Origin of the sequence: Sphingomonas sp. A2-49, from assembly GCF_025548555.1 — a bacterium.
GTDB lineage: Bacteria > Pseudomonadota > Alphaproteobacteria > Sphingomonadales > Sphingomonadaceae > Sphingomonas.
Genome location: NZ_JAJLPA010000017.1, coordinates 68037 through 79085, shown reverse-complemented (window position 1 = coordinate 79085; position 11049 = coordinate 68037). Strand labels below are relative to the sequence as shown.

The following is an 11049-nucleotide window of genomic DNA, read 5'->3' as shown; positions in this document are numbered from 1 at the left end:
CTTTCGTAGTAGCCATGGCGACACGTGATTGCGCGTCATGCATGCAAGTTCGCCTGGAAACTCCGTCGATCATGTACGAACGTACGTCCGAAAGCCGGCACCGATCATGCTGCTCGGGGCGTCTGCATCTGGTCGACGGCACACAAAACAAATTGCAAGACGATGCTTATTGCTGCCCCACCGCACGCGGGAGACGTGCGATCGATGCAACGGCCATACTCGACAACCCGGCCACGCCGAGGAAGGCGATCGAATAAGGCACAAGATGATGCGCATCGTGGATGTTTGAAATTGATTCTGCGCTGCTTAGCAGCACCGCGGCCAAGCAGATGCCGACCGACAGGCTCAATTGCTGGAATGTAGCGTAAAAGCTTGTCGCCGCATTCATTCGCGATCGTTCGACGTCGATGAATGCGAGAGCGTTGTAGCCGGTGAACAGCAGCGACATAAACAGCCCAGACACCATCAGGATAGCGAACATCGCCGGTACCGGCAGTCGGGTCGAAACATTGCACAGGATGCATAGCCCAGGCTCGCCACGACCACAACGATCAGCAACGGATCGCGATAACCGAAGCGGCGGATAAGCCCCGGCGCGATCGGCTTAACGATGAGGGCACCGAGTGCGCTGGCGAGGGTGATCGTTCCCGTCTTCGCCGCCGAGATACCAAAACCTAGCTGGAACATCAGCGGCAAGAGGAACGGCTGCGCGCCCTGTGTGATGCGGGTCAGCGATCCGGCGACGACGGAGATGCGAAAACTGGGGATCGTCAGCAGGTTAAGGTCGAGGATCGCATGCGGCACGCGCCGCGCATGGCGGAGGTAGAGGATAATCATTACCGCCCCCGCGCCGAGTAGCCCAACCGTCACCGGCAGCGCGGTCGGGCGGGTGGTCAGTTCGAATCCGAATACCAGCGCCGCCAGCGCCGCTCCCGCCAGCGCGAAGCCCCGCCAGTCGAAGACCGCTTCGCGATCGCCCTCTCGCACGTCAGGGATCAGGACCAGCGCGAGCGCCACCCCGGCGATGCCGAAGGGGACGTTGAGGTAGAAGATCCATCGCCAGTTGAAATAGGTCACGATCAGGCCGCCTATGGGTGGCCCGAGGATGGGTCCCACGAGCGCGGGCATGACCAGCCACGACAGCGCCGCGACGAGATCGTCGCGTGAGACGCTGCGCAGCAGGACGAGGCGGCCGACTGGCATCATCATCGCGCCGCCGGTCCCTTGCAGGAAGCGCGCTGCGACCAGCGAAGCAACGCTCCATGCCTGCGCACAGGCGATCGACCCCAGTACGAAGGTGGCGATTGCTGTGCAAAAAACGGTGCGTGGCCCCCAGCGGTCTGCGAGATAACCGCTTGCCGGGATGAACATTGCGAGCGCGACGAGATAGGAGGTGAGCGCAAGGCTGAGCTGCGATGGCGCAACGCCCAGATCGCGCGCCATTGCCGGCAAGGCGATGGTCAGCACCGTCGCGTCGAGCTGCTGCATGAACAGGGCACAGGCGACGACCAGCGCGACCGTGCGGTAGCCGCGCGGCCCCGGCGCAGGCGGCGTATCGATCGGACCGCCGCCGAACGACAGCGCATCACCGTCGTCGGCGCCGGCTTCCGCCAATCTCCTGCGGGGGGTGGTTGGGATCACGCTGGACGCCTAGCGCGGGGATGCCGGCCCAGGAAACGGCAAAGGAATGAGCACGTCATGCACCATCTCTGCAATCAGGCATGCGCGCTCCGCTGCATGCCGCCCGAACCCGTATCCCGTAGCCGCTGTTCGAGCCGTTCCGCGACCGAGCGGCGGATCGCCTCGCCGACCTGTACCTTGCGCCATGTGTTGTAGCTGATGCCATAGCGCGGCATAAGCGCCGCGTTCGTCTGACCGGCGAGGCCGACGCGCATCGCCTCGACGATGTCGCGCGGCACGACCTTCAGCGGTTCGGGGGCGGGCTGTTTCATCGCAAATCCTCCTGCTGACGGGGCTCGAGGTCGGGCGACTTGTCCGACCCCGTCACCGTCAGAACGACATCCGGACGCCCGCGGTGATGTAGCGGCCGATCGGGTCATAAGCGCTGCTTGCCGCGGTGGTGAAGGTCGTAACCGGCGGCGGCGATAGCGGCGGCACGCGATCGAATAGATTGGCGATCGAGACGTAGATCTGCTGCTTGCCGCCGCCAACCGCCAAATTGTAGGTGCCGGTGACGTTGGTGTAAAACACCGCAGGCGTGGAATTGTCGTTGATGTCGATTCCTTCGACGCGGGTCGCATCCAGCTTCGCGGCGCTGATGAAGCGTTCCTGCACAAACAGCGAGAAGGCATCGACCGAATAGGTCGCCTGGAGCACGCCGCTCCACTTCGGCGTGATCGTTTCGCCGAGACCTTCGCGGACCGGCGATCCCGGCGTTTCGGAATCGTTGCGGGTGGCGTGATTGCCGATCAGCCGGACATTAAGGTCGCCGTCACCCAGCTGCGTCTTGTAGCTCAGCTCGAAATCGATGCCGGCGACGGTCTGGTTCGCGAGATTTAGGTTGGGGCGCAGGATGCTCAACGCTCCCGACGGGAGCACCGTGATGTTGGCGCATTGCACCTGATTTCCCGCGGCACATTCGTCGACGACACGCTGTTCGGCAAGCGTGGTGATCGCATCCTTCAGCTTGATCCGGTAATAATCGATCGACGCCTGGAAGCCGGGCAGCCACGACGGCTGATAGACCTCGCCGAAGGTCAGCGTATTCGCCTTTTCGGGCTGCAGGTTGGGGTTGCCGGTTGCGAAATTGACCTGCGGCGTGGTTACCCCGTTATAGACGACGTTGCCATTCAGCTGCGTCGCCGGATTGTACAGCTCGAGCAGGTTGGGCGCGCGAATGTCGCGCGACACGGTGCCGCGCAGGCGCAGTTCGTCGACCAGCTGCCAGCTGAGGCCGGCCTTCCACGTCACGACACTGCCCGATGTGCTATAGCGGGCGTGACGCACCGCACCGTTGAGGTCGAGGTTGCGGGCGATCGCGCTGTCCTTCAGCACCGGCACCGCGATTTCGAGATATTGTTCGAAGATGTCGTATTTGCCCGAGAAGGGCAGGGGGTTGAAGAACCGATACGGCCCCTGACGCCCATTCAGTGCCGAAGGACCGCCGCGGATGCCAGTGAAGTCGATCCGGGTCGGCGAAAGCGCGTCGGTAAGCTGCCGTGCACTTTCCTTGCGGAATTCAAGACCCGCGGCGACGGCGATCGGCCCGGCCAGTTGGACGGTCTCGCCCAAGTCGCCGCGGATATTGGCAGAGGCGACCTGCTGGCGCAGGCGCAGATTGAGGACGTTGTCGCCGGTCACGTAATCGGTGATCGCCTGATTGGCCGCCTGCGGTCCGAACAGGTTGCGCGGCGTACAGCCGGGGTCGAGGCCGGCGAGCGTCGAGCGGCAGACGATCTGGCCCGTCGCTGGGTTTACGACCGCATCGGCCGCGGCATACAGGTTGCGCGCGATCGTCAGATGGTTCGAGCGCAGCTCCTGGTCGGACTGACCGTAATTGTACGACGCGTCATATTTCCACGTGCTGCCGAGGCTGCCGCGCAGGCCGACCGAGCCATGATAGACGTCGATAGTCGATTCGTTTTCCGCCAGTGGCAATTCGCCCTCAAACCGGCCGAGCTGGAACGACTGGATATTGGCGGCGACCATGCGCGCCCGCACTGCTGCGGGCAGATAGGCGTTGTCGCGATAGATCGTGTAGGCCGCTGCGCTGCCGACGTTCTGGCTGACGAACGCGCCCTGGTTGGTGTGGCTGCGGGCGTACAGACCCTCGACGAAAATCGTAGCGGCGGGCGATGCTTCGAATTCGGTGCGGACGAAGCCGTTGTAGCGCTCCTGCGTCGGTTGCAGGCCGATGTTCGCGCGGGCCCCGTCGCCGCCGCTTTGGAAGGCGGTGCCGGTGATCGTGCCGTAGTTGAATGCGCTGGTCGCGCCGCCCGCGAGGAACTGCGTGCCGCGCAGCGGACCGGCGCTGATGAGGCCTCCATAGGTGCCGAGCGAGCTGCGGATCGACGGGATGATGAGGTTGCGCGGCAGCGCGCCGCTTACCGGATTGACGATCTGGCCGGCATTGTCGTCGAACCAGTCGCGTCCCGTGCGCTCGTCGGCACGCAGGCCCTTCTGATAGAAATAATCCGCGCCGGCAACGATGCGCAGCCGGTCGTCCATCGCCGCCGTGCCGTAGGCGAGAGAGCCGCCGGTCGAGGCGAGGTCGCCATGGGTCGAGATGCCGTCCAGGATCTCGGCCTTGAACCCCTTCAGCTTGGTGTCCAGCACGAAGTTGACGACGCCCGCCACCGCGTCCGAGCCATAGGCGGCCGACGCGCCGCCGGTGACGACGTCAACCCGGCTGACTAGCCCCTGGGGCAGGATGTTGATGTCGACCGATCCGCCGCTGTTGGTCGCGGGCAGGCGGCGGCCGTCGAGCAGCACCAATGTACGCTGCGCGCCCAGGCCACGCAGGTTGAGCAGGTTCTGGCCGCTGCTGCCGCCGCGGCTGTTTGTGGTGGAGGGGTTGGACGTCTTGGTGCTGCCACTGAACACCGGCAGCTGGTTCAGCCCGTCGGCGAGGTTGGTCGGCGCGGTTTCGCGCAATTGCTCCGAACTCGCCATCGTCACCGGGGTCGGCGTGCGAAAGCCGTTGGCAACGCGACTGCCGGTGACGACAATGTCGCCGCCGGCATCTGCCTGATCCCCCGGGGCGTTGCTCTCGGCGGACTTTAGTGCGTCGGTCGGTGCGTCCGGATCGGCGGGGACCTTGGTCGCGGGCGCGTTGGGCATGCCCGATGCGTCCTGCGCGCCAGGCGTCGGCGCGTCGTTCGCTTGCGCGGTCGCCGGCGCCTGCGTCTCGGCATTGCTTGCCGGGCTCTGCTGCGCGGCCGCGGCGGTGGTCAGCGCCAGCGACAGCGCAGCAATCGCGCCCCCGCACGCCAGTGTCGTCTTCAGGCTGTTGCGAGCCATGGCTTCCTCTCCCTTAGTATCGTTGTTTTGTTGGTGTCTTTAAGCTGTGGTCGGCGTCGGCGACGCGGCGGGTCAGCCCGCCGCCACGCGTCGCTTTTGTGCCCACGTGCCGACCAGCAGCGCGAGCAGCGACAGCACCGCGGCGGCAGCGCACCAGGCGCCGGGGATCGCCTTGTCGCCGGTCGCGCCGATCAGCGCGGTGCTGATCGCCGGCGTGAAGCCGCCGAAGATCGCGGTCGCCATGCTGTAGGCGAGGCTGAACCCGATGGTGCGGACATGCGCCGGAATGATCTCGGTAAGATAGACGATGAAGGCGCCGTTATAGGTGGCGTAGATGGCGGCGAGCAGCAGTTCGACAGTCAGCAGCTTGCCGAAGCTCGGCGCGGCAACCAGCCAACTCATCAGCGGATAGGCGAGCACCGCCCCCAGCACCGTGGCGGTGATGAGCAAGGGCCGGCGGCCGATCCGGTCTGACAGCGCCCCCATCACCGGCAGCAGCACGAAGTTGGTGATGCCGACGCAGGCGGTTACGAAAAGGCTGTCGCCCGCGCCGAGGTTCAGGACCTTGCTGCCGAAGGTCGGGGTGTAGGCGGTGATCATGTAGAAGAAGACGGTGGTCATGACCGCCATCAGCGCGCCTTGCAGCACCAGGCCCCAATTGGCGCCGATGATGCGCATGATCTGAGCGACCTTCGGATGCTCCTTGCGGTTGAGGAACGCCTCGGTCTCCTCGACGTGGCTGCGAATGACGAACAGGAAGGGGATCATGATGCAGCCGATGATGAACGGCACGCGCCAGCCCCAGGCCTGCATGGTTTCGGCGTCGAGACTGGTCGAGACGATCAGCCCGATGACGGCGGCGAAGACGACCGCGGCCTGCTGGCTCGCCGACTGCCACGAGGTGAAGAAACCCTTGCGGTGGGGCGGTGCGATCTCATTGAGGTAGACCGACACGCCGCCGACCTCGACGCCAGCCGACAGGCCCTGCACGAGGCGCCCAGCGAGGATTATGAGCGGCGCGGCGAGGCCGATTTGTTCGTAGGTCGGCGTGATCGCGATCGCGAGCGTGCCCATCGCCATCAGCCCGAGCACGAGGAGCAGGCCCTTGCGACGGCCGTGGCGATCGACATAGGCGCCGAGCACCAGCGCGCCCAGCGGGCGCATCAGGAAGCCCGCGCCGAAAGTCATCAGCGTCAGCAGCAGCGATCCGAACTCGCTGCCAATCGGAAAGAACGCTTTGGAGATGTAAGTAGCGTAATAGCCGAACACCATGAAATCGAACATTTCGAGGAAGTTTCCGCTGGCGACGATGAAGATCGACTTGAACGCGGACGATCTGCGCGCGGAGGGAGTGGCGGAGACGCCATCGGCCGGAACGGCCGTGTCAGCGATCATCGGATTGCCTTTCGCGGTGCCGGCTCGAGCCCGCTTGCGCGGATCGCGGCATCGGCCTGGGGTGAGGAAAGATAGGTGAGAAGCGCGCGCGCCTGCGCCGGATGCGGCGAATAGGCGACGACGCCTCCCGAGAAGGCGGTGACCTTTTGCAGGGCATCGGGCAGCAGGCCGACGATACGGATACCCTTCACGGGCTTCAATTCGCTCAATTGCTGGAAGCCGATCTCTGCCTCGCCGCGGGCGACGACCTCGCCGACCGGTGTGGCGGGGATCATCCGGCCCTTGGGACGGACCTGATTGGCGACGCCGAGCCGGTCGAGCAACGTCGACTGGATATAGACGCCGCTAGCGCTGTCCGACCAAACGACCGATTTCGCCTTCAGCAAGGTGGCGCGCAACGCTTCGGGTGTGCTGATATCGGGGGTGGGCGTGCCGGCGCGGACCGCGATAGCGATGCGCGACAGGCCGAGGTCGATCGCGGTGTCGGGCACCACGGTGCCGGCGGCGACCAGTTTGTCGAGGCCGGAGCGTGCGAGGATTACGACATCGGCAGGTTCGCGCCGCGCGAGCCGTGCGGGGATTGCATTGGGCGTGTCGCCCATCGAGGGGCCATGCGCGATCGTGATCGGGGTGCCGGTGGTGAGCCGATACGATGCGGCCAGCGTGTCGAACGCCGCGTTGAACCCGCCTGAGGTGAAGACCGTCAGGCCTGCAGGGGCGGTGGCGGCAGGCGCGGCGGGCACCGTCTGGCAGCCGACCAGCAGCGGCACGATCAGCACGCTGATCGTGCCGATCAACCGGTGACTCAGCGGCGTGCGCGCCCGCCCTGGGGTATGAGAGTTCGCCTGCGTCATCGCCATCCTGCTCTGTGCCGCCGGTCGGGGCGGTCATCCTGCGTGGCGGTCTCTTGCGGGGGACGCCTTCGCCTTGACGGACATAAGAGCCGTTGCAACACCTCTCATCAAATGCAATGATCGGTGCAGACGATGCGTATTGTGCATCAGGGGTCGGATGAAGCGGATCGCCCGACAGCTCTACGTGCAGATGATCGTCGGTATCGTTGCCGGCGTCCTGATCGGCCATGTCTGGCCCGCATTCGGAGTCGGCCTCGCGCCGCTCGGCATCGCCTTCGTCAAGGCGATGCGGATGATGGTGCCGCCGATCCTGTTCTGCACGATCGTTGACGGCATCGTCGCCCAGGGCGGCGCGCGCCAGACGGGGTCGATCGTGGCGCGGGCGCTGATCGTGTTTCTCGCGATCACCGTGCTGGCATTGCTGTGCGGGTTGCTGGTGGCGGGGCTGCTACGTCCCGGCACCGGCCTTGCCATGCCGAGCGTGCCTCCGCACATCGACATCGGCCGCGCGCTCGGAGCGCGGCAAATCGACGGACCGGGCGATTTCCTGCTGAGGATGGTGCCCGATACCTTTTTCTCCGCCTTTACAGCCGGCGACGTGCTGCCCGTGCTGTTCATTGCCGGCCTCGTCGGCTTCGGCCTGTTGCGCATCGGGCCGGCGGGCGAGCCGATCGCCCGCGCGATTCGCGGGCTGACACAGCTGCAATTTGCGATCTTCGCGTTCCTGATCCGCGCCGCACCGATCGGAGCATTCGGGGCGATCGCCTTTACCGTCGGCACCTACGGCGTCGCCTTCATCGGCTCGCTCGGCATGCTGGCGGTGACGCTGCTGGCGGCCTGTATCCTGCTGCTGGCGATCCTGCTGACCGCGGTGCGGCTCTGGGCGGGCGTGTCACCGATCGCATTGCTCCGCCACTTCCGCGAGGAACTGCTGATCGTGCTTGGCACGTCATCGTCGGAGGTGGTGCTGCCGCGGATCATGAGCAAGCTCGAGACGCTGGGGGCGCCACCAGCGATCGTCGGCATCGTCATCCCGCTCGGCTACACGCTCAATCTTGCCGGCACCGCGGTCTATCTGATCGTCGCAACGCTTTTTCTGGCGGAGGCGCTGCACCTCGTCCTGTCGCCCACGCAGGTCGCGACCTATCTGCTGGTCATGCTGGCGACGTCGAAGACCGCGGCGGGGGTCACGGGCAGTGGGTTTTCGGCTCTGTTGCTGACGCTGTCGTTGCTGCCCGACGTGCCGGTCGGGGCGGCGGCGATGCTGATCGCAGTCGATCGACTGCTGTCGACGGTGCGCGCGCTGACGAGCGGTCTTGCTAATGTCAGCGCGACGCTGCTGATTGCCCGCTGGGGCGGGGCGACGCTCACGCCGGTGCTGCCGCCGCCTCCCGCCACGCCTGCGTGAGCAGCGCCACCAGCCGCGCCGCCGCTGGCGAAATTGGCGCGGCGGGGCGCCGAAGCAGCCCGATCGTCCGCACGATTGTCGGATCGCGCAGCGGCCTCCAGATCAGATCGCGCGCCTCCGGCCCCTCGCACGCCAGCCGCGGTAGCACCGATGGCCCGAGCCCGGCATCGGCCAGCGCCAAGGCCGAGGTCAGCCGCGTCACTTCATAGAACCATTGCAGATGGATGCCCTCTGCGGCGAGGCCTGCCTCCAACGTCGTTCGGTTTCCGCTCGCGCGATGCACCGTCACCAGCCGATGCCCTTCCAGATCCGCCCAGCCGAGCCCTTCGACCGCAGCGAGCGGATGATCGCGGCGGCAGATCAGGCCATAGGGATCATCGATCAGGGGCTCGAACGACAGATCGGCATCGGACGCCACTGGCAGCGACAGTCCGAATTCGGCGTCGCCGGTTCGTACTGCTTCGGCGCATTCGTTCGCCGACAGATCGAGGATGCGGACCCGCACCTTGCGATATTCGTCGCCAAACCGCTTCAGTACATCGGGCATGAAGCGCACCGCGGCGCTCGGCACGCTTGCGACCGTGATCCGACCTGCACCCTGCTCGCCCGAGGCCATACTGCCGACCAGCGATCCGTCGATCTCTTCGACCATCCGGCGGAGCAGCGGCAGTACCTGCTGCCCCGCCGAGGTCAACCGCACGTTGCGGCTGCTGCGTTCGAGTAGCGCCGCACCCACCGCATGCTCCAGCTTTTGAATTCGCCGGCTAAGCGCGGGCTGCGACAGCGAGAGCTGTTCGGCAGCCCGGTGGAAGCTGCGCATGTCCGATACGGCGATGAGCGCCCGTAGATCCAAAAGTTCGAAATTGATCGCTGCCATAGTAGATACCCTACTCGGCGAGCGCGGTAATTCGAAGAGGCAGCTCATCTCGACGCATCGTTGGGATGTTGACGACAGGACAGCGCACTGCGCATTCGCCTGGGGCGGCGCGCGCATCAAAGGGGCATTGATTGCAGCTATCCGGCAGTGTTACTTCATGCATCGGCATGGCCCTGACCGCCGCCCATTTGCGCTGGGGTACCCTGATGGATCAGACCGGCTAACACCCGGCAAGCCGCTCAACGATGGTCTTGATCGCATCGCGCTCTAGGGGCGCGCGGTCGATCGAATTGTGGATGCCGATACCCTCGATCAGCGCGTCGAGCGCGCGTGCCGTTAGCGGGTCGAAGAAGCGACCGAGGGCGCCTCGGCTGCTGTCCATCCAATCTTGCATGACCGCGCTGACCGGTGGGTGCCGGGCCGCGAAAGCGTAGAGTTCGTAGCTCAGCAACAACGTGCGCGGTTCCGCCCAAATCTGGTTCGCGATGATGTCGACGACTGCCACACACGCCTCTGCGCGGTCCGTCGCGGTGTCCAGGCGCGTGCGGAAGGTAATCGAGGAGTCCGCGGCCAATTGCAAGAAGGCCGCCGTGAGCAGGTCCTCCAGCGTCGCAAAGTAATATGTGACCGAGCCGAGCGGCACCTGCGCCGCCTCCGCGATACGGCGATGGGTGGTTGCCGCGGTTCCGTGATCAGCGATGACCGTCAGGGTCGCGTCGATGATGCGTTGCCGCCGTGCCGGATCGTTGCGCCGGGACTGTTGGGTCATCGCCTCTTTACCTCGATCTCTGCATGTGTACATATGTACATTACTTGGCAGGTGATTGGAATGCAGCGGCTATGACGGAGGATCGAGTGAGCAGGCGGGCGGTGATCGGCGGTGCTGCGGCGCTAACGATCGCGGGCAGTGCTGGGGTCGCAACTGCGCAGGGCTCGACAACATCAGCGCTTGGGCGCCGGGACGGCCGCTGGCTGAACGCGCCTCAGGTCTGGAAAGTCACACCCGGCGGGGACCTGACGCTCGTCACCGACAAGGGCAGCGATTTCTGGCGCGAGACGCATTACGGCTTCACCCGTGACAGCGGTCATTTCCTCGGCTTTACGGCACCTGCCGCGTTTACCGCACAACTCCGCATTCGTGGCCAATATCAGAAACTCTACGATCAGGCCGGCATCATGGTGCGGGTCGACGAACGACGCTGGGTAAAGGCAGGGATCGAGTTGTCCGACGGGCGCGCTATGCTTAGCAGTGTGCTGACCGACGGAAAGTCCGACTGGGCAACCGGCCCCTACGAGCACGACGCACAAGATTTCTGGACGCGCGCGACGGTCGCCAAGGGCGTCCTGCGGTTGCAGGTCTCGGCAGACGGCAAGACATGGCCGCTGGTCAGACTGGCGCCCTTTCCGATCGCCTCCGCATATCAGGTCGGACCCATGGCCTGCACGCCCGAACGTGCCGGACTGGAGCTGCATTTCTCAGACCTGAGCATCACAGCCCCGTTGGGCAAGGACCTCCACGATCTGAGTTGATTGCA

10 protein-coding genes are annotated in these 11049 nt (G+C 65.3%); 2 read left to right on the top strand and 8 right to left on the bottom strand.

The window, feature by feature from the left end; all coding sequences use genetic code 11:
- Window positions 1-166: 166 nt before the first annotated feature.
- The 6 genes from LPN01_RS13625 to LPN01_RS13600 all read right to left on the bottom strand — a co-directional run bounded on the left by LPN01_RS13625 (window position 167) and on the right by LPN01_RS13600 (window position 7172).
- Window positions 167-448: a hypothetical protein gene (locus tag LPN01_RS13625; RefSeq protein WP_262828957.1), complete on the bottom strand. Its 282-nt coding sequence runs from the start codon at window positions 446-448 to the stop codon at window positions 167-169.
- Window positions 449-465: 17 nt separating this feature from the next.
- The gene (locus LPN01_RS13620) at window positions 466-1467 is read right to left on the bottom strand and encodes an MFS transporter (protein ID WP_262828956.1); all 1002 of its coding nucleotides are present in this window, start codon (window positions 1465-1467) and stop codon (window positions 466-468) included.
- Window positions 1468-1715: 248 nt separating this feature from the next.
- Complete coding sequence (locus LPN01_RS13615) at window positions 1716-1952, bottom strand: hypothetical protein (RefSeq protein WP_262828955.1); 237 nt, start codon at window positions 1950-1952, stop codon at window positions 1716-1718.
- Window positions 1953-2010: 58 nt separating this feature from the next.
- A complete protein-coding gene (locus tag LPN01_RS13610) occupies window positions 2011-4980 on the bottom strand; it encodes a TonB-dependent receptor domain-containing protein (RefSeq protein ID WP_262828954.1) in 2970 nt (989 codons plus the stop codon).
- A 72-nt stretch (window positions 4981-5052) separates the two neighbouring features.
- Entirely contained in the window at window positions 5053-6375 is a 1323-nt protein-coding gene (locus LPN01_RS13605; RefSeq protein ID WP_262828953.1) for an MFS transporter, read from the bottom strand.
- Window positions 6372-7172 carry a substrate-binding domain-containing protein gene (locus LPN01_RS13600; protein WP_262828952.1) on the bottom strand — a complete coding sequence of 267 codons (801 nt, stop codon included), beginning with the start codon at window positions 7170-7172 and terminating at the stop codon, window positions 6372-6374. The genes LPN01_RS13605 and LPN01_RS13600 overlap by 4 nt, the downstream gene beginning before the upstream one ends.
- A 214-nt stretch (window positions 7173-7386) precedes the next feature.
- Between LPN01_RS13600 and LPN01_RS13595 the strand changes: the two genes are divergently transcribed.
- On the top strand, window positions 7387-8637 hold the full coding sequence (locus tag LPN01_RS13595; protein WP_262828951.1) for a cation:dicarboxylate symporter family transporter: 1251 nt from the start codon (window positions 7387-7389) through the stop codon (window positions 8635-8637).
- Here LPN01_RS13595 and LPN01_RS13590 read toward each other — a convergent pair.
- Together LPN01_RS13590 and LPN01_RS13585 are read right to left on the bottom strand one after the other, a co-directional pair.
- Window positions 8597-9631, bottom strand: coding sequence for a LysR family transcriptional regulator (locus LPN01_RS13590; RefSeq protein ID WP_262828950.1), 1035 nt, complete (start codon window positions 9629-9631; stop codon window positions 8597-8599). The genes LPN01_RS13595 and LPN01_RS13590 overlap by 41 nt on opposite strands.
- 103 nt (window positions 9632-9734) lie before the next feature.
- On the bottom strand, window positions 9735-10283 hold the full coding sequence (locus tag LPN01_RS13585) for a TetR/AcrR family transcriptional regulator (RefSeq protein WP_262828949.1): 549 nt from the start codon (window positions 10281-10283) through the stop codon (window positions 9735-9737).
- Between the two features lie 86 nt (window positions 10284-10369).
- On the opposite strand from LPN01_RS13585, the gene LPN01_RS13580 reads away from it, so the two are divergent.
- Window positions 10370-11044 (top strand): DUF1349 domain-containing protein, encoded by a 675-nt coding sequence (locus LPN01_RS13580; protein WP_262828948.1) that lies wholly within the window; start codon window positions 10370-10372, stop codon window positions 11042-11044.
- Window positions 11045-11049 lie beyond the last annotated feature (5 nt).